A 17,287-nucleotide genomic window follows, 5' to 3' on the forward strand; every position below is an offset into this window, starting at 1 on the left:
GTGGAAAACGGGCTAGTGATTACGGACGTTCCAGGCCCAGCGGCGGCCAGTTCTCGAGCTTCATGCCCAAGGTCAGGCCACGTGCAGCCAGCACTTCCTTGATTTCGTTGAGCGACTTGCGACCCAGGTTCGGGGTCTTGAGCAGCTCGTTTTCAGTACGCTGGATCAGGTCGCCGATGTAGTAGATGTTTTCGGCCTTCAGGCAGTTGGCCGAACGCACCGTCAGCTCCAGGTCGTCGACCGGGCGCAGCAGCACGGGGTCGATCTGCGGCGTACCGCGCACCGGCGCTTCGTACGAATCGCCCGCGCCTTCCAGGGCGGCGAATACCGAGATCTGGTCCATCAGGATGCGAGCCGACTGGCGCACAGCTTCCTCGGGCGAAATCACGCCGTTGGTTTCGATGTCCAGCACCAGCTTGTCCAGGTCGGTGCGCTGCTCGACGCGGGCGCTTTCAACGGCATAGCTGACACGGCGCACGGGGCTGAACGAGGCGTCCAGCACGATGCGGCCAATGGTGTGCGTGCGGTCTTCGGACAGCGCGCGCACGTTACCCGGCACATAGCCGCGGCCTTTCTCGACCTTGATCTGCATTTCCACCTTGCCGGCTTCGGTCAGGTTGCAGATGAGGTGGTCGGGGTTGATGATCTCGACGTCGTGCGGCAGCTCGATGTCGCTGGCCACGACCGTGCCGGCGCCATTCTTGCGCAGCACCAGGGTTACTTCGTCGCGATTGTGCAGCTTGAAGACCACGCCCTTCAGGTTCAGCAGGATGTCGACGACATCTTCACGCACACCAGGGATGGTCGAGTATTCGTGCACCACGCCGGTCATCTGCACTTCGGTGGGGGCATAACCCGTCATCGACGACAGCAGGATGCGGCGCAGGGCGTTGCCCAGCGTATGGCCGTAGCCGCGCTCGAACGGCTCCATCACGATCTTGGCGTGGTGGGTGCCGACCGGTTCGACTTCAATGGAACGCGGCTTCAGAAAACCTTGAGTGGACATGTACAGTATTCCTTTTCAATACCCTCGGCTCGTTACACCGATAAGGCTGATGGAAACAAGAAAAAAGCACGGCAAAAATGCCGCTTGTTACTTACCGCAAAGCCCGCCCCGCGAAAATTGCGGAAGCGGGCTGTTGCGAGGCCTGCATTCAGGTAGCCGACGCAAGCGGCACGGCCGGGGTGGCCGCGCCTGCGCCAATTAACGCGAGTACAGTTCGACGACCATCGATTCGTTGATGTCGCGAGCGACGTCAGCGCGGTCGGGCATCGATTTGAAGGTGCCAGCCATCTTGTTGGTGTCGACTTCCACCCATTGGGGGATGCCGATGCTCGAAGCCAGGTCGAGCGCTTCGCGGATACGGCCTTGCTTCTTGGCCTTTTCACGCACGGTGATCACGTCGCCGGCCTTCACGATCAGCGAAGCGATGTCGGCGGTATGACCGTTGACTTCGATGGCGCGGTGGCTGACCAGCTGGCGAGCCTCGGCACGCGTCGAGCCGAAGCCCATGCGGTACACGACGTTGTCCAGGCGCGATTCGAGCAGCTGGATCAGCGTTTCGCCGGTGTTGCCACGGCGGCGCTCGGCTTCAGCGAAGTACTTGCGAAATTGCTTTTCCAGCACGCCGTACATGCGCTTGAGCTTCTGCTTTTCGCGCAGCTGCAGGCCGTAGTCGGAAGTGCGGGCACCCGAAGTGCGGCCATGCTGGCCAGGCTTGGAATCCAGCTTGCACTTGGAATCCAGCGAGCGGCGGGCGCTCTTCAGGAACAGGTCGGTGCCCTCGCGGCGCGAGAGCTTGCATTTGGGTCCAGTATAACGAGCCATGTGGATTCCCTTTAGATACGACGACGCTTCGGCGGACGGCAGCCGTTGTGCGGCACGGGCGTGATATCGGCAATGCTCGAAATCTTGATGCCCAGGGCATTCAGAGCACGCACCGACGACTCACGGCCGGGGCCGGGGCCCTTGATGCGCACTTCGAGGGTCTTGATGCCGTATTCCAGCGCGACGCGGCCGGCGGTCTCGGCGGCCACCTGCGCGGCGAACGGCGTCGATTTGCGCGAGCCCTTGAAGCCCGCGCCACCCGAAGTCGCCCACGACAGGGCGTTGCCCTGGCGGTCGGTGATGGTGATGATGGTGTTGTTGAACGACGCGTGAACGTGCGCAATGCCGTCCGAGACGTTCTTCTTGACCTTTTTGCGCACGCGCGAAGCGCCGCTGGTGGAAGCTTTCGCCATAATCCTGTTCCTCGATTATTTCTTCAGGGACGCAGCAGCACGACGCGGTCCCTTGCGGGTGCGGGCGTTGGTGCGAGTGCGCTGGCCGCGCACGGGCAAACCGCGCTTGTGACGCATGCCGCGGTACGTGCCCAGGTCGATCAAGCGCTTGATCGACAGTTGCACTTCGCGGCGCAGGTCACCTTCGACCGTGAACACGCCCACGTGTTCGCGGATGCGTTCCAATTCAGCGTCGGTCAGGTCCTTGACCTTTTTGGAAAGGGGTACATTTGCTGCTTCGCAGATCTTGCGAGCGCGCGTACGACCGATGCCAAAAATGGCGGTCAGGCCGATTTCGGCGTGCTGTTGCGGCGGAATGTTAATGCCAGCAATACGGGCCATGACTGTTCCTTGAATAAATCCGTTGCGTGTCGCTAACCAGGGTTAGCCTTGACGCTGCTTGTGACGCGGGTCGGTGCAGATAACGCGCACCACGCCGTGACGTTTGATAACTTTGCAGTTGCGGCAGATCCGCTTAACCGATGCCATTACTTTCATGGTTGACTCCTAATTTTCCGTAATCCGGTCCGTTCACTTCGAGCGGAAGACAATTCTTGCCCGCGTCAGGTCATAGGGCGTGAGCTCCACAGTGACCTTGTCGCCCGGCAAGATCCGGATGTAATGCATACGCATCTTGCCGGAAATATGGCCTAGCACCACGTGGCCGTTTTCGAGCTTGACGCGAAAAGTCGCGTTGGGAAGGTTCTCGAGAACCTCGCCTTGCATCTGGATGACGTCGTCCTTAGACATTCTCTTTTGCTATCGCATCGGCAAACCCGAGGAACCCTTGAAGTTCGCCTTCTTCAGCAGCGAATCGTACTGGTGCGACATCATGTAGGCCTGAACCTGCGCCATGAAGTCCATCGTCACCACCACGATAATCAACAAGGACGTGCCACCAAAATAAAACGGTACATTCCAGCGCATCACCAGGAATTCCGGCAACAGGCAAACCAGCGTGATGTACAGCGCTCCCACCAGCGTCAAGCGCATCAGGATCCTGTCGATGTAGCGCGCCGTCTGCTCGCCCGGGCGGATGCCAGGGACGAAAGCACCGCTTTTCTTCAAGTTGTCTGCCGTCTCACGGCTGTTGAACACCAGGGCCGTGTAGAAAAAGCAGAAGAAAATGATCGCGGCCGAGTACAGCGTGATGTAGAGCGGCTGGCGCGGCTCGAGCGCCGCAGCCAGGTCACGCAGCCACAGCATGCTGTTGCCCGTCGAGAACCAGCTCGTGATCGTGGCCGGGAACAGAATGATCGACGATGCGAAGATCGGCGGAATCACCCCGGACATGTTCAGCTTCAGCGGCAGGTGCGAACTCTGGCCGCCGTAGATCTTGTTGCCCACCTGACGCTTGGCGTAGTTGACAGTGATCTTGCGCTGTCCACGCTCCACGAACACCACGAAAGCCGTCACCAGCACCACCAGCGCCACGATGAACAGCGCCGACGGCACCGACATCGCATTGGTGCGCACCAGGTCGAGCAACCCGGCCAGCGCCGAGGGCAGGCCGGCCACGATCCCCGCGAAAATCAGGATCGAGATGCCGTTGCCCAGGCCGCGTTCGGTGATCTGCTCGCCCAGCCACATGATGAACATGGTGCCGGTCAGCAGGGTCACGACGGTCGTGAAGCGGAACAACATGCCCGGATCGATCACCAGGCCCGGCTGGGACTCCAGCGCCACCGAAATGCCCACCGCTTGCACCAGCGCCAGCACGACCGTGCCGTAGCGGGTGTATTGGGTGATCTTGCGGCGGCCGGCCTCGCCCTCTTTCTTGAGGGCTTCCAGCGACGGCACCACCACCGACATCAGCTGCATGATGATCGATGCAGAGATGTACGGCATGATGCCCAGGGCGAAGATCGAGAAGCGCGACAGCGCGCCGCCCGAGAACATGTTGAACAGGCCCAGGATCCCGCCCTGGTTCTGGCGGAACAGGTCAGCCAGCGCGTCCGGGTTGATGCCGGGGACGGGAATGTGCGTACCCAAGCGGTAAACCACAAGGGCGAGCACCAGGAACACGAGCCGGCGCTTCAAGTCGCCGTATCGCGCTCCGGTTTTGCCCAGTGCCTGTGCGTTAGCCACGTGTTACCTCGTAATCAGGCAAGCGAGCCGCCCGCGGCTTCGATGGCGGCGCGTGCGCCGGCCGTCGCAGTGAGGCCCTTGAGCGTCACTTTGCGCGAGAGTTCGCCCGACTTGATGACCTTGGCGTAGCGAACCGCCTGGCCCACGACACCGGCAGCCTTCAGCGTTTGCACGTCGATTTCGTCGACGGGCAGGGCTTGCAGGTCCGACAGGCGAACCTCGGCGTACAGGTGCTGGCCCAGCGGCGTGAAGCCGCGCTTGGGCAGGCGACGCTGCAGCGGCATCTGGCCGCCTTCGAAGCCAACCTTGTGGAAGCCGCCCGAACGCGACTTCTGACCCTTGTGGCCACGGCCGGCGGTTTTACCCAGACCGGAGCCGATGCCACGGCCGACGCGGCGCTTGGCGTGCTTGGCGCCCTCGGCGGGCTTCAGCGTATTGAGTTGAATATCCGACATCGTGATTCCTTAGGCTTCCGAGACGGAGACGAGATAATCCACCTTGCGGATCATCCCGCGCACCTCGGGCGTGTCGACCAGAACGCGGCTGCTGTTGATACGGCGCAGGCCCAGGCCGCGCACGGTGTCGCGATGGGACTGCTTGGTGCCGATCACCGAGCGCACGAGGGTAACTTTGATCTGCTTCTGAGCCATGATTTACCCCAGGATCTCTTCGACGGTCTTGCCGCGCTTGGCAGCAACTTCCGACGGAGTCAGGGAAGCGCGCAGGCCATTCAGCGTGGCACGGACCATGTTGTAGGGATTGCTCGAGCCGAGGCTCTTGGCAACCACGTTACGCACACCCATCACTTCGAAGATGGCGCGCATCGGGCCACCGGCGATCACGCCGGTACCTTCGGCGGCGGGCGAAATCAGCACGGTGGAAGCGCCATGCTTGCCCACCACGGTGTGATGCAGCGTACCGTTCTTCAGGGCAACCTTGAACATGCCGCGACGGGCCTGTTCCATGGCTTTCTGGACGGACACCGGCACTTCGCGCGCCTTGCCCTTGCCCATGCCGATACGGCCGTCGCCGTCGCCCACCACGGTCAGCGCGGCGAAGCTCATGGTGCGACCACCCTTGACCACCTTGCTGACGCGGTTGACCGCGATCATCTTTTCGCGCAGGCCGTCGTCGTTCTCTTTTTCCGCGGCGCCTTTGCCTTGTACTTTAGCCATTTGACAGATCCTCGCTTAGAACTTCAGGCCGGCTTCACGCGCGGCATCGGCCAGCGCCTTGACGCGGCCATGGTAACGAAAGCCCGAGCGATCGAAAGCCACCAGTTCGATACCGGCTGCCTTGGCCTTTTCGGCAACGCGCTTGCCCACCAGCGTCGCAGCGGCGGTGTTGCCGCCCTGGCCGCTTTGGCCGGCCAGTTGCGCACGCACTTCGGGTTCCAGCGTGGAAGCGCTGACCAGCACGCGATCGCCTTCCGGCGAAATAATATTGGCGTAGATGTGCAGGTTCGAGCGGAAAATCGAGAGGCGATGAACGCGCAGCTCGGAGATTTTCCGGCGGGTCGGAACCGCACGACGCAAACGGGAAACTTTTTTGTCCATGATTCGTCCTTGCGTGCGCCGTTATTTCTTCTTGGTTTCTTTGATGACGACGCGCTCGTCCGCGTAGCGCACGCCCTTGCCCTTGTAGGGTTCGGGTTCGCGATAGGCGCGGAGTTCTGCGGCCACCTGACCGACGACTTGCTTGTTGGAGCCCTTGATGACGATTTCCGTCTGGGTGGGGCACTCAGCCTTCACGCCGGCGGGCAGCTTGTGCACGATGTCGTGCGAGAAGCCCAGCTGCAGCTTGACGGCGTCGCCTTGAACCTGGGCGCGATAACCCACGCCGACCAGGGTCAGCTTGCGTTCGAAGCCCTTGCTCACGCCGGTGACCATATTGGCCACCAGGGCGCGCACGGTGCCCGACATGGCGCCGGCATGGCGCGATTCGTTGGCGGCGACAAACGTCAGCTTGCCGTTGTCCAGCGCGACGGTAACGTCGCCGGTCAACGCCTGGCTCAGGGTGCCCAGCGGGCCCTTGACGGTGATCTGGTCCTGTTGGATGTTGGCTTCAACACCCTTGGGCAGCTCGACCGGATATTTAGCGATACGTGACATTCGAGTTTCTCCTTAGGCCACGTAGCACAGCACTTCGCCGCCGACGCCGTTGGCACGGGCCTTGCGGTCGGTCATGACGCCGCGCGAGGTCGAAACGATGGCCACGCCCAGGCCGTTCATGACCTGAGGAATGTTGCTGCGGCCCTTGTAGATGCGCAGGCCGGGGCGCGAGACGCGTTCGATGCGCTCGATGACCGGACGGCCGGCGTAGTACTTCAGGGTGATTTCAAGCTCAGGCTTGGCCTGCGTACCCTTGACTTCAAAGCCGTCGATGTAGCCTTCATCCTGCAGCACAGCGGCAATAGCCGCCTTCAGCTTCGAGGAGGGCATGCTCACCGTAACTTTGTCAACTTGCTGCGCATTGCGAATGCGAGTCAGCATATCGGCGATGGGATCGCTCATGCTCATGTTTTTTCTCCTACCAGCTGGCCTTGGTGATGCCGGGGATTTCCCCCTTCATCGCCATTTCACGCAGTTTGTGGCGAGTCAGCCCAAACTTGCGGAAGACGCCGCGCGGACGACCCGTGACGACGCAGCGGTTGCGCTGGCGCGTGGGGTTGGCATTGCGCGGCAGTTGTTGCAGCTTCAGCCGAGCCTGGTAACGTTCTTCGTCGGTCTTCGACTGGTCGTCGATGATCGCCTTCAGTTCGGCGCGCTTGGCGGCGTACTTGTCGGCCAGCTTGGCGCGCTTGATGTCGCGATTGATGAGGGAAAGTTTAGCCACGTCATCAGCCTCTTAGTTACGGAACGGGAAGCTGAAGGCGGTCAGCAGCGCCTTGGCTTCGTCGTCGGTCTTGGCGGTAGTGGTGATGCTGATGTTCAGCCCACGCAGCGCGTCGATCTTGTCGTACTCGATTTCGGGGAAAATGATCTGCTCTTTCACCCCGATGTTGTAGTTGCCACGGCCGTCGAAGGCACGACCCGAGATACCGCGGAAGTCGCGCACGCGGGGCAGCGCAACCGCCACCAGGCGATCCAGGAATTCGTACATGCGCTGGCCGCGCAGCGTGACCATGCAACCGATCGGGTAGTTTTCGCGGATCTTGAAACCGGCGATAGCCTTACGGGTCTTGGTCACGACCGGCTTCTGGCCGGCGATCTTGGTCAGGTCGGACACGGCGTGCTCGATGACCTTCTTGTCGGCAACCGCTTCCGAGACACCCATGTTCAGGGTGACCTTGGTGATGCGCGGCACTTCCATCGTGCTTTTGTAGCCGAACTTGGCCTGCAGGTCGGGAGCAACCTTGCTCTTGTAGAAATCTTGCAAACGAGACATGTCTGTCGCCCCTTACGCCTTGGCGCCGACAACGGCACCATTGGAACGGAACACACGGACCTTGCGGCCGTCGACTTCTTTGACGCCGACGCGATCGCCCTTGCCCGTGGCCGGATTGAACAGCGCCACGTTGGAGATGTGGATCGGCAGGGTCTTCTCGACGATGCCGCCGGGATTATTGGCCATGGGATTGGCCTTGACGTGCTTCTTGACGACGTTGACGCCCTCGACCAGAACGTGGTCGGCGTCGACGCGAGCCAGCACGGTGCCGCGGCGCTTCTTGTCGCGGCCGGTCAGGACGATGACTTCGTCGCCTTTACGGATGTTGTTCATCGAGGGCTCCTTACAGCACTTCGGGGGCCAACGACACGATCTTCATGAAGCGCTCGGTACGCAGTTCGCGCGTAACGGGTCCGAAGATGCGGGTGCCGATGGGCTCCAGCTTGGCGTTGAGCAACACGGCGGCGTTGCCACCGAAACGGATCAGCGAACCGTCTTTGCGGCGCACGCCCTTGGCGGTGCGAACCACCACGGCGTTGTAGATTTCGCCTTTCTTGACGCGCCCGCGCGGGGCCGCATCTTTGACGCTCACCTTGATGATGTCGCCGATACCGGCATAACGGCGCTTGGAGCCACCGAGCACCTTGATGCACATGACTGCACGCGCACCGGTGTTGTCGGCCACGTCCAGCGTGGTCTGCATTTGGATCATGATTTTTCCTGTTCCAACTTAACTGGAATTGCAGCTTTCCACCTGGAAACACCGCGCTTCCCGCCAGTTTTGGTCCCGTCAGGTCCGCCGCCCGCTTCGAAGACGATCTTCAAAGGCAATGCCGCGACCCTGGGTTGAAATCCTGCGGATACTTTTCCCCCGAAACCCTCGTCGACCTCAGCTGCCGGCAACCCCTGCCACACAGGGCAGGCCAGCCAGCGCCGCATTGCGCTGCGCACAATACTTATGCTGTGAAGACCGAAATGCTGCGAAAACCGATGACGGCAATTCGGGAAAGCTGTCAATTCTACCCCGGCTCGCCAAAAGGTGCAAGTGTGATGTGGGCCTGGGTGCATCGGCACCAGGAAAGCCGCTGCCGCGATTGCATCTGGAGGCGCCAAGCGATGCCCTACCGGGGTTTCAGCAATGTGTCACTATTTTTGCTGAATAAGGGTGCCCAGGCGCCGGCTGGCCATGGGTTCCGATTGGCCCCCGCCTGGCGCACCCCGGTGGACCAAGCGTCGGCATCCAAGCTGGTTTAGACTGATAAATATTCGCATGTATTGCGGCTTTCACCTCTTTCGCAAGGAAATCTGGCATGTATGAACAGTTGGCGCTGTATATCGACGGCGAATTCCTGACCGGCGACGGCCGCCGTACCCAGGATGTCATCAACCCGGCCACGCTGGAAGTACTCGGGCAGCTGCCCCACGCCACCGAGGCCGACCTCGATCGCGCCCTGGCGGCCGCGCAGCGCGCTTTTGAATCCTGGAAACACAGCTCGCCCATGGAACGCTCGGCCATCCTGCGCAAGGTGGCTTCGCTGTCGCGCGAGCACGCCAAGGAAATCGGCCGCAACATGACCCTGGACCAGGGCAAGCCCCTGGCGGAATCGGTAGGCGAAATCACCGCCTGCGCCGAACATGCAGACTGGCATGCCGAAGAATGCCGCCGCATTTACGGCCGCGTCATTCCGCCGCGCAACCCCGATGTACGGCAGTTCGTGGTGCGCGAGCCCATCGGCGTGTGCGCTGCCTTCACACCCTGGAACTTCCCGTACAACCAGGCTATCCGCAAGATCGCCGCGGCGCTCGGCGCCGGATGCACGGTCATCCTGAAGGGCCCCGAAGACTCGCCCAGCGCGGTCATGGCAATTGCCCGCATGTTCCACGAAGCCGGCCTGCCCAAGGGTTGCCTGAATATCGTCTGGGGCGAGCCCGGCAAGATTTCCGACTACCTGATTCGCTCGCCCATCGTGCGCAAAGTGTCGTTCACCGGCTCGGTGCCGGTGGGCAAGCAACTAGCCGCACTTGCCGGGGCGCACATGAAACGCGTCACCATGGAACTGGGCGGCCATTCGCCGGTGTTGGTATTCGACGACGCCGACGTGAACCGCGCCGCCGAAATGCTGGCCAAGTTCAAGATCCGCAACGCCGGCCAGGTGTGCGTGTCGCCGACCCGGTTCTACGTGCAAGAAGGCGCGTACGAGCAGTTCCTGGCTCGCTTTACCGAAGTGCTCAAGGGCATCAAGGTTGGCGACGGCCTGGAAGAAGGCACGCAAATGGGCCCGCTGGCGCATGAACGCCGCGTTCCCACCATGACCAAGTTCGTGGAAGATGCCAAGAAGCACGGCGGCAAGATCGCCCTGGGCGGCGAACCGCTTGATCGCAAGGGCTTTTTCTTTTCGCCCACGGTGGTCACCGACCTTCCCGACAATTCCATGCTGATGACCGAAGAACCGTTCGGCCCCGTGGCCCCGGTAGTGCGTTTCAAAGATACCGACGAAGTGCTGCGCCGAGCCAACAGCCTGCCGTTCGGTTTGTCGTCATACGTGTTCACCAACTCGCTGCAGACGGCCACCAAGGTCAGCAACGGGCTGGAGGCGGGCATGGTGAACATCAACCACTTCGGCAGCGCCCTGGCCGAAACCCCGTTCGGTGGTATCAAGGACAGCGGCATTGGCAGCGAAGGCGGCCTGGAAACCTTCGATGGGTACCTGGTCACCAAGTTCATCACCCATGTCTGACCTCCGGAGGCGCTGCGCCACCGCTTTGGCCTAGCTCAGGTGTCTGACTCCGAAGGCGTCAGACACCGAAGATCAAACAGGACGCCTGCACATCACGAAGCCTGGTACAACTTCGGCCAGACTGCCTGACAATCGCGGCAGGCAAAAAAAACGGCAAGGAATGATCCTTGCCGTTTTCACGACAGGGCGGCGGGCCGCCCTGCTTGCATCATTTAGATGATGCGCACCGCTTCGACCAGACGCACCACGTTCCAGGACTTGGAACGCGAGATGGGACGGCCTTCCGCGATTTCGACAGTGTCGCCTTCGTTGTACTGGTTCGACTCGTCGTGCGCCTTGTACTTCGCCGAACGCATGACGATCTTGCCGTAGATGGGGTGCTTGACGCGACGTTCGACCAGAACGACGACAGTCTTGTCCATCTTGTTGCTGACGACCTTGCCGACCAGCGTACGCTGGCGCTTGGTTTGGGTGTTTTGAGTTTCGCTCATGATTATTTCCCTGCCTTCTCGGTCAGCAAGGTACGCACGCGCGCGATGTCGCGGCGCACGTTACGCAGCTGGCTGGTGTTGGCAAGCTGCTGCGTGGCCTTCTGCATACGCAGACCGAATTGTGCCTTCAGCAGGCTCTCGAGCTCTTGGCCGAGCTCGGCGGCGTCTTTCGAACGGAGTTCGCTGGCTTTCATTGTGTACTCCTTAAGCACCGATATGACGCGCGACGAACGTGGTCGAGATCGGCAGCTTGGCGGCAGCCAGGCGGAACGCCTCGCGCGCGAGCTCTTCGCTGACGCCTTCCATTTCGTAGAGCACCTTGCCGGGTTGGATTTCGGCGACCCAGTATTCCGGGTTGCCCTTACCGTTACCCATCCGGACTTCGGCAGGCTTCTGCGAGATCGGCTTATCCGGGAAAATGCGAATCCAGATACGGCCGCCACGCTTGATGTGACGGTTGATGGCACGACGCGCCGCCTCGATCTGGCGAGCGGTCAGGCGGCCACGGCCGGTGGCCTTCAGGCCGAATTCGCCGAACGACACATGCGTGCCGCGCGTGGCCAGACCGGTGTTGCGGCCCTTTTGCTCTTTGCGATATTTTCTGCGAGAGGGTTGCAGCATGGTTATTCTCCTTCAGGCGCCGGAGCTGCGTCCGCCTTGCGGGGACCACGGCCACGGCCACCCGGACGACCGGGACGGCCGCCATCAGGGCGGTCGCCACGCGGCGCGCGACGCGGACGGCGCTCTTCTTCACGCGGGGTAGCGGCTTCGGGCGGCAGTTCGCCGTTGGCCAGCATGTCGCCCTTGTAGACCCAGACCTTGATGCCGATCACACCATAGGTGGTGTGGGCTTCGGAGGTGCCGTAGTCGATATTGGCTTTCAGCGTGTGAAGCGGCACACGACCTTCGCGATACCACTCGGTGCGTGCGATTTCGATACCGTTCAGGCGGCCCGAGCTCATGATCTTGATGCCCTGGGCGCCCAGGCGCATCGCGTTCTGCATGGCGCGCTTCATGGCGCGGCGGAACATGATGCGCTTTTCGAGCTGCTGGGAGATCGAATCGGCGATCAGTTGAGCGTCGGTTTCCGGCTTGCGGATTTCCTCGATGTTGACGTGCACGGGCACGCCCATCAGGCGCTGCAGGTCGGCCTTCAGGCTTTCGATGTCTTCGCCGCGCTTGCCGATCACCACGCCCGGACGAGCCGAGTAGACGGTGATGCGGGCGTTCTTGGCGGGACGCTCGATGATGACTCGGCCAACCGAGGCGCTCTTGAGCTTCTTCTTCAGGTACTCGCGAACGCGGATGTCTTCGGCCAGCATGCTGCCGAAAGCTTTGTCATCGGCGAACCAGCGCGAGGACCAATTACGGGTGACCGCGAGACGGAACCCAGTGGGGTGAATTTTCTGACCCATCGTGACTCCTTAGGCTCCGACCTTGACCGTGATGTGGCAGGTCTGCTTCTCGATGCGGTTACCGCGGCCCTTGGCACGAGCCGAGAAACGCTTCATCGATTGCGCCTTGTCGACGAAGATCGTGGTGATCTTCAGCTCGTCGATGTCGGCGCCGTCGTTGTGTTCGGCATTGGCGATGGCGGACTCGACAGCCTTCTTCAGGATGCCGGCAGCCTTCTTGGGGGAAAAGGTGAGGATGTTCAGCGCCTGAGCAACCGACTTGCCGCGGATCAGGTCCGCAACCAGACGGGTTTTCTGGGCCGAGATGTGAACCCCACGGATAATGGCAGTAGTTTCCATCGCTTACCTCTTCGCCTTCTTGTCCGCGGCGTGGCCCTTGAACGTACGGGTCAGCGCGAACTCGCCGAGCTTGTGACCGACCATGTTCTCGTTGATGTACACGGGAACGTGCTGGCGGCCGTTGTGCACAGCGATCGTGAGGCCGATGAACTCGGGCAGGATCGTGGAACGGCGCGACCAGGTCTTGATCGGCTTCTTGTCTTTGCCCGCGACGGCCGTGTCCACCTTCTTGATGAGGTGGGCGTCGACAAACGGGCCTTTCTTGATCGAACGTGACATAGTGTTCGCCTCTTACTTGCGCTTGCGCCGTTGGACGATCATGTTGTTCGTCCGCTTGTTGCGACGGGTCTTGAAACCCTTCGAGGGCGTGCCCCACGGGCTGACCGGTTCGCGTGCTTCGCCGGTGCGGCCTTCGCCGCCGCCGTGCGGGTGATCGACCGGGTTCATGGCCACGCCACGAACCGTCGGGCGGACACCGCGCCAACGCATTGCACCGGCCTTGCCGATCTGGCGCAGGCTGTGTTCTTCGTTACCGACCTCACCGATGGTGGCACGGCACTCGATGTGGACGCGACGGACTTCGCCCGAACGCAGACGCACTTGAGCGTAGGTGCCTTCGCGAGCCAGCAGCACCGCCGACGCGCCAGCCGAACGCGCCATCTGGGCGCCCTTGCCGGGGATCATTTCGATGCAGTGGATCGTGGTACCCACCGGGATGTTGCGGATAGGCAGCGTGTTGCCGGCGCGGATCGGGGCTTCAATGCCCGAGACCAGCGTGGCGCCCACTTCCAGGCCGCGCGGCGCGATGATGTAGCGACGCTCGCCGTCGGCGTAGCACAGCAGAGCGATGTGCGCCGTACGGTTGGGGTCGTACTCGAGGCGTTCCACCTTGGCCGGGATGCCGTCTTTGTTGCGACGGAAATCAACGACGCGGTAGTGCTGCTTGTGACCACCGCCACGGTGACGGATCGTGATGTGGCCGTTGTTGTTACGGCCCGAACCACGGGTCTTCTTTTCGAGCAGGGCAGCGTGCGGGGCGCCTTTGTGCAGGTTCGGGCTGACAACCTTCACCATGCCACGGCGGCCAGCCGAGGTCGGTTTTACTTTGACGAGGGCCATTTACTTCACCTCCGCAAAGTCGATTTCCTGGCCTTCCTTGAGCGCGACGTAGGCCTTGCGCTCGCTGCGGCGGCGACCCACGAAGCGGCCAAAGCGCTTGACTTTGCCCTTACGGTTGAGGACCTGCACGGACTCGACCTGCACTTTGAACAGCAGTTCGACGGCAGCCTTGATTTCCGGCTTGGTAGCATCAGCCACGACACGGAAAGCGATTTGCTGATTCTTTTCGGCGACGAAGGTGGCCTTTTCGGTCACCACCGGAGCCAGAATGACTTGCATCAAGCGTTCGGCGTTCATCCCAGCATCTCCTCGAGTTGAGCGATGGCCGGCTTGGTGATCAGCACTTTCTTGTAGTGGATCAGCGACAACGGATCGGCATAACGGGGCTCGACCACGGCAACATGCGGCAGGTTGCGGGTGGCGAGGTAGACATTTTCATCGACGGCGTCGGTGATGATCAGCACCGAATCCAGCCCCAGGCTCTTGAGCTTGGCCACGGCCAGCTTGGTCTTGGGCGATTCGAGGCCGAACGTGTCGACGACGGCGATGCGGTCTTCGCGGGCCAACTGCGACAGGATCGAACGGATGCCTGCGCGGTACATCTTCTTGTTGACCTTCTGGCTGAAGTTTTCTTCAGGCGAATTCGGGAAGGTGCGACCACCCCCACGCCACAGCGGCGACGAGGTCATACCGGCGCGAGCGCGGCCGGTACCCTTCTGGCGCCAGGGCTTCTTGGTGGTGTGCTTGACTTCGGCACGGTCTTTCTGGGCGCGGTTGCCACTGCGCGCGTTGGCCTGGTAGGCCACCACGACTTGGTGAACCAGCGCTTCGTTGAAGTCGCGACCGAAGATGGTGTCGGGCGCGCTGAACGTAGCGGCCTGACCTTGGTCGTTCAGGAGCTTGAGATCCATGATGCTTACGCCCCCTTCTTGGCCGGCGCCTTGATGGCCGGACGCACGACGACATCGCCGCCAGCGTGGCCGGGAACAGCGCCCTTGACCAGCAGCAGGCCGCGTTCGGCGTCGACACGAACGACGTCGAGGTTTTGAACGGTACGGGTCACATCGCCCAGGTGGCCGGACATGCGCTTGCCGGGGAAGATGCGGCCCGGGTCTTGCGCCTGGCCGATCGAGCCGGGCACGCGGTGCGAACGCGAGTTACCGTGCGACGCGCGCTGCGAGCCGAAGTGGTGACGCTTGATCGTACCGGCAAAGCCCTTACCGATGGTGGTGCCGGTAACGTCGACCTGCTGGCCGGCTTCGAACACGGATTCCACGGCAATGACGGCGCCCGGGGTGAATTCGGCCAGACGGGCCGGATCCAGGCGGAATTCTTTCAGGATGCTGCCGGCTTCGGTGCCGGCTTTGGCGTAGTGGCCGGTTTGCGGCTGGGCCACACGCGAGGCACGACGGGTGCCATAAGCCACCTGGACCGCGGCGTAGCCGTCGGCTTCCAGCGACTTGATCTGGGTCACGCGGTTGTTCGACACGTCCAGCACGGTCACCGGGATGGATTCACCTTCCTCGGTAAAAATGCGGGTCATGCCGACCTTGCGACCCACCAGACCCAGCCGGTGCGCGGCGGGCGTGGACGTCGAATTCGACATTGTTTTCTCCATTCCCGACTGCGATTGGTCGGGGCTAATCGGGTAGAAGGTAAAGGCATCTACCCTACGGGTTGCTCTCGCCACAAAATGGCAAGCTTCGCATATTAGCACGGTTTTCCCAGGCAGCACAAGCACTTAACTGCTAGGCCCGAAGCAAAATGGCCGCACCCTGGGGATGCGGCCATTTCGTGCGAGCCCGGTGGGCCCGGCAAGCTTATTGCAGCGCGATCTCGACGTCGACACCGGCCGGCAGATCCAGGCGCATCAGGGCGTCCACGGTCTTGTCGGTGGGGTCCACGATGTCCATCAGGCGCTGATGGGTGCGGATCTCGAACTGGTCGCGCGACGACTTGTTCACGTGAGGCGAACGCAGCACATCGTAGCGACGGATACGCGTGGGCAGCGGCACCGGACCGCGAACCACGGCGCCAGTGCGCTTGGCGGTGTCGACGATTTCGGCCGCGGACTGATCGATCAGCTTGTAGTCGAAGGCTTTCAAGCGGATGCGGATCTTCTGGTTTTTCATGGTGTTTCCTAAAGAACGATAAGCGAAGGCGGTGAAAGAGGACCTGCCGCCTTCGCTGGTTGGTGTGCGCCTTAGGCGATGATTTTGGCGACGACGCCGGCGCCGACGGTACGGCCGCCTTCACGGATGGCGAAGCGCAGGCCTTCTTCCATGGCGATCGGCGCCAGCAGCTTGACCGTCATCGACACGTTGTCGCCCGGCAGCACCATTTCCTTGTCCTTGGGCAGCTCGATCGAGCCCGTCACGTCCGTCGTGCGGAAGTAGAACTGCGGACGATACCCGTTGAAGAACGGCGTATGACGACCGCCTTCTTCCTTGGACAGAATGTACACCTCGGCCGTGAACTCCGTGTGCGGCGTGATCGAACCCGGCTTGGCCAGCACCTGGCCACGCTCGACGTCTTCACGCTTGGTGCCGCGCAGCAGAATCCCCACGTTGTCGCCCGCCTGACCTTGGTCCAGCAGCTTGCGGAACATTTCCACGCCCGTGCAGGTCGTCTTCACCGTCGGCTTGATGCCCACGATTTCGATTTCCTCGCCCACCTTGATGATCCCGCGCTCGACGCGGCCCGTCACCACCGTGCCACGACCCGAGATCGAGAACACGTCTTCGACCGGCATCAGGAACGCACCGTCGACCGCGCGCTCAGGCGTCGGGATGTACGTGTCCAGCGCTTCGGCCAGCTTCAGAATCGCCTGCTCGCCCAGCTCGCCCTTGTCGCCTTCGAGCGCCAGCTTGGCCGAACCCTTCACGATCGGCGTGTCGTCGCCCGGGAAGTCGTACTTCGACAGCAGCTCGCGAACTTCCATTTCCACCAGCTCGAGCAGCTCCGCGTCATCGACCATGTCCGCCTTGTTCAGGAACACGATGATGTACGGCACGCCAACCTGGCGGCTCAGCAGAATGTGCTCGCGCGTCTGCGGCATCGGGCCGTCCGCGGCCGACACCACCAGAATCGCGCCGTCCATCTGCGCCGCGCCCGTGATCATGTTCTTCACATAGTCAGCGTGCCCCGGGCAGTCAACGTGCGCATAGTGACGGCTTTCCGTCTCGTATTCCACGTGCGCCGTGTTGATCGTGATGCCGCGCGCCTTCTCTTCCGGCGCCGCGTCGATCTGGTCGTAGCCACGGGCTTCCCCGCCGAACTTCGTCGACAGCACCGTCGTGATCGCCGCCGTCAACGTCGTTTTGCCGTGGTCAACGTGACCAATCGTACCCACGTTCACGTGCGGCTTGGTACGTTCAAACTTGCCTTTTGCCATGATCTCTATCCTTTGACTTTCAAGGAAACTGGGATG

30 protein-coding genes are annotated in these 17,287 nt (G+C 61.9%); 1 reads left to right on the top strand and 29 read right to left on the bottom strand.

Annotated features, from left to right (window positions below; translation table 11 throughout):
* Positions 1-19: 19 nt before the first annotated feature.
* The 17 genes from BPET_RS24915 to rplN all read right to left on the bottom strand — a co-directional run bounded on the left by BPET_RS24915 (position 20) and on the right by rplN (position 8,467).
* Positions 20-1,006, bottom strand: a complete 987-nt coding sequence (locus BPET_RS24915) for a DNA-directed RNA polymerase subunit alpha (RefSeq protein ID WP_012251746.1) — start codon at positions 1,004-1,006, stop codon at positions 20-22.
* Between the two features lie 198 nt (positions 1,007-1,204).
* Positions 1,205-1,828, bottom strand: a complete 624-nt coding sequence (gene rpsD / locus BPET_RS24920) for a 30S ribosomal protein S4 (protein WP_012251747.1) — start codon at positions 1,826-1,828, stop codon at positions 1,205-1,207.
* 11 nt (positions 1,829-1,839) lie between these two features.
* Positions 1,840-2,241, bottom strand: coding sequence for a 30S ribosomal protein S11 (gene rpsK / locus BPET_RS24925; RefSeq protein WP_006216516.1), 402 nt, complete (start codon positions 2,239-2,241; stop codon positions 1,840-1,842).
* A gap of 15 nt (positions 2,242-2,256) precedes the next feature.
* Positions 2,257-2,622, bottom strand: coding sequence for a 30S ribosomal protein S13 (gene rpsM, locus BPET_RS24930; protein WP_012251748.1), 366 nt, complete (start codon positions 2,620-2,622; stop codon positions 2,257-2,259).
* Positions 2,623-2,664: 42 nt separating this feature from the next.
* Complete coding sequence (gene rpmJ, locus BPET_RS26300; RefSeq protein ID WP_003806928.1) at positions 2,665-2,778, bottom strand: 50S ribosomal protein L36; 114 nt, start codon at positions 2,776-2,778, stop codon at positions 2,665-2,667.
* A gap of 33 nt (positions 2,779-2,811) precedes the next feature.
* Positions 2,812-3,030 carry a translation initiation factor IF-1 gene (gene infA, locus BPET_RS24935; protein ID WP_003806927.1) on the bottom strand — a complete coding sequence of 73 codons (219 nt, stop codon included), beginning with the start codon at positions 3,028-3,030 and terminating at the stop codon, positions 2,812-2,814.
* Between the two features lie 9 nt (positions 3,031-3,039).
* On the bottom strand, positions 3,040-4,368 hold the full coding sequence (gene secY / locus BPET_RS24940; RefSeq protein WP_012251749.1) for a preprotein translocase subunit SecY: 1,329 nt from the start codon (positions 4,366-4,368) through the stop codon (positions 3,040-3,042).
* A gap of 14 nt (positions 4,369-4,382) precedes the next feature.
* Entirely contained in the window at positions 4,383-4,823 is a 441-nt protein-coding gene (rplO, locus tag BPET_RS24945) for a 50S ribosomal protein L15 (RefSeq protein WP_012251750.1), read from the bottom strand.
* A 9-nt stretch (positions 4,824-4,832) separates the two neighbouring features.
* Positions 4,833-5,018 carry a 50S ribosomal protein L30 gene (gene rpmD / locus BPET_RS24950; RefSeq protein WP_012251751.1) on the bottom strand — a complete coding sequence of 62 codons (186 nt, stop codon included), beginning with the start codon at positions 5,016-5,018 and terminating at the stop codon, positions 4,833-4,835.
* A gap of 3 nt (positions 5,019-5,021) precedes the next feature.
* Complete coding sequence (rpsE, locus tag BPET_RS24955; RefSeq protein ID WP_012251752.1) at positions 5,022-5,543, bottom strand: 30S ribosomal protein S5; 522 nt, start codon at positions 5,541-5,543, stop codon at positions 5,022-5,024.
* Between the two features lie 15 nt (positions 5,544-5,558).
* Entirely contained in the window at positions 5,559-5,924 is a 366-nt protein-coding gene (rplR, locus tag BPET_RS24960; protein WP_012251753.1) for a 50S ribosomal protein L18, read from the bottom strand.
* A gap of 21 nt (positions 5,925-5,945) precedes the next feature.
* Positions 5,946-6,479: a 50S ribosomal protein L6 gene (gene rplF / locus BPET_RS24965; RefSeq protein ID WP_012251754.1), complete on the bottom strand. Its 534-nt coding sequence runs from the start codon at positions 6,477-6,479 to the stop codon at positions 5,946-5,948.
* Positions 6,480-6,491: 12 nt separating this feature from the next.
* Positions 6,492-6,887 (bottom strand): 30S ribosomal protein S8, encoded by a 396-nt coding sequence (rpsH, locus tag BPET_RS24970; RefSeq protein ID WP_012251755.1) that lies wholly within the window; start codon positions 6,885-6,887, stop codon positions 6,492-6,494.
* A gap of 10 nt (positions 6,888-6,897) precedes the next feature.
* Complete coding sequence (rpsN, locus tag BPET_RS24975; protein ID WP_012251756.1) at positions 6,898-7,203, bottom strand: 30S ribosomal protein S14; 306 nt, start codon at positions 7,201-7,203, stop codon at positions 6,898-6,900.
* A 12-nt stretch (positions 7,204-7,215) separates the two neighbouring features.
* Positions 7,216-7,755 (bottom strand): 50S ribosomal protein L5, encoded by a 540-nt coding sequence (gene rplE / locus BPET_RS24980; protein ID WP_012251757.1) that lies wholly within the window; start codon positions 7,753-7,755, stop codon positions 7,216-7,218.
* A 12-nt stretch (positions 7,756-7,767) separates the two neighbouring features.
* Positions 7,768-8,088: a 50S ribosomal protein L24 gene (gene rplX, locus BPET_RS24985; protein ID WP_012251758.1), complete on the bottom strand. Its 321-nt coding sequence runs from the start codon at positions 8,086-8,088 to the stop codon at positions 7,768-7,770.
* Between the two features lie 10 nt (positions 8,089-8,098).
* Positions 8,099-8,467 carry a 50S ribosomal protein L14 gene (rplN, locus tag BPET_RS24990; protein ID WP_003806916.1) on the bottom strand — a complete coding sequence of 123 codons (369 nt, stop codon included), beginning with the start codon at positions 8,465-8,467 and terminating at the stop codon, positions 8,099-8,101.
* Positions 8,468-9,065: 598 nt separating this feature from the next.
* Here rplN and BPET_RS24995 point away from each other — a divergent pair.
* The gene (locus BPET_RS24995) at positions 9,066-10,493 is read left to right on the top strand and encodes an NAD-dependent succinate-semialdehyde dehydrogenase (protein WP_012251760.1); all 1,428 of its coding nucleotides are present in this window, start codon (positions 9,066-9,068) and stop codon (positions 10,491-10,493) included.
* 212 nt (positions 10,494-10,705) lie between these two features.
* Here the strand turns inward: BPET_RS24995 and rpsQ are convergent, their stop codons facing one another.
* The 12 genes from rpsQ to tuf all read right to left on the bottom strand — a co-directional run bounded on the left by rpsQ (position 10,706) and on the right by tuf (position 17,251).
* Positions 10,706-10,984, bottom strand: coding sequence for a 30S ribosomal protein S17 (gene rpsQ / locus BPET_RS25000; protein ID WP_012251761.1), 279 nt, complete (start codon positions 10,982-10,984; stop codon positions 10,706-10,708).
* A gap of 2 nt (positions 10,985-10,986) precedes the next feature.
* Complete coding sequence (gene rpmC / locus BPET_RS25005; protein ID WP_012251762.1) at positions 10,987-11,178, bottom strand: 50S ribosomal protein L29; 192 nt, start codon at positions 11,176-11,178, stop codon at positions 10,987-10,989.
* A gap of 10 nt (positions 11,179-11,188) precedes the next feature.
* Positions 11,189-11,605 carry a 50S ribosomal protein L16 gene (gene rplP, locus BPET_RS25010; protein ID WP_006389610.1) on the bottom strand — a complete coding sequence of 139 codons (417 nt, stop codon included), beginning with the start codon at positions 11,603-11,605 and terminating at the stop codon, positions 11,189-11,191.
* 2 nt (positions 11,606-11,607) lie between these two features.
* A complete protein-coding gene (gene rpsC / locus BPET_RS25015; RefSeq protein ID WP_012251763.1) occupies positions 11,608-12,399 on the bottom strand; it encodes a 30S ribosomal protein S3 in 792 nt (263 codons plus the stop codon).
* 9 nt (positions 12,400-12,408) lie between these two features.
* Complete coding sequence (gene rplV, locus BPET_RS25020; RefSeq protein ID WP_012251764.1) at positions 12,409-12,738, bottom strand: 50S ribosomal protein L22; 330 nt, start codon at positions 12,736-12,738, stop codon at positions 12,409-12,411.
* A 3-nt stretch (positions 12,739-12,741) separates the two neighbouring features.
* Positions 12,742-13,017, bottom strand: a complete 276-nt coding sequence (rpsS, locus tag BPET_RS25025; protein ID WP_012251765.1) for a 30S ribosomal protein S19 — start codon at positions 13,015-13,017, stop codon at positions 12,742-12,744.
* A gap of 12 nt (positions 13,018-13,029) precedes the next feature.
* The gene (gene rplB / locus BPET_RS25030; RefSeq protein WP_012251766.1) at positions 13,030-13,857 is read right to left on the bottom strand and encodes a 50S ribosomal protein L2; all 828 of its coding nucleotides are present in this window, start codon (positions 13,855-13,857) and stop codon (positions 13,030-13,032) included.
* Positions 13,858-14,154: a 50S ribosomal protein L23 gene (gene rplW / locus BPET_RS25035; RefSeq protein WP_012251767.1), complete on the bottom strand. Its 297-nt coding sequence runs from the start codon at positions 14,152-14,154 to the stop codon at positions 13,858-13,860.
* A complete protein-coding gene (gene rplD, locus BPET_RS25040) occupies positions 14,151-14,768 on the bottom strand; it encodes a 50S ribosomal protein L4 (protein WP_012251768.1) in 618 nt (205 codons plus the stop codon). The genes rplW and rplD overlap by 4 nt, the downstream gene beginning before the upstream one ends.
* 5 nt (positions 14,769-14,773) lie before the next feature.
* On the bottom strand, positions 14,774-15,463 hold the full coding sequence (rplC, locus tag BPET_RS25045) for a 50S ribosomal protein L3 (protein WP_162098136.1): 690 nt from the start codon (positions 15,461-15,463) through the stop codon (positions 14,774-14,776).
* A gap of 214 nt (positions 15,464-15,677) precedes the next feature.
* Positions 15,678-15,989, bottom strand: a complete 312-nt coding sequence (gene rpsJ / locus BPET_RS25050) for a 30S ribosomal protein S10 (protein ID WP_012251770.1) — start codon at positions 15,987-15,989, stop codon at positions 15,678-15,680.
* A 71-nt stretch (positions 15,990-16,060) separates the two neighbouring features.
* Positions 16,061-17,251 carry an elongation factor Tu gene (gene tuf / locus BPET_RS25055; RefSeq protein WP_012251771.1) on the bottom strand — a complete coding sequence of 397 codons (1,191 nt, stop codon included), beginning with the start codon at positions 17,249-17,251 and terminating at the stop codon, positions 16,061-16,063.
* Positions 17,252-17,287 lie beyond the last annotated feature (36 nt).

Origin of the sequence: Bordetella petrii (assembly GCF_000067205.1) — a bacterium.
GTDB lineage: Bacteria > Pseudomonadota > Gammaproteobacteria > Burkholderiales > Burkholderiaceae_B > Bordetella_A > Bordetella_A petrii.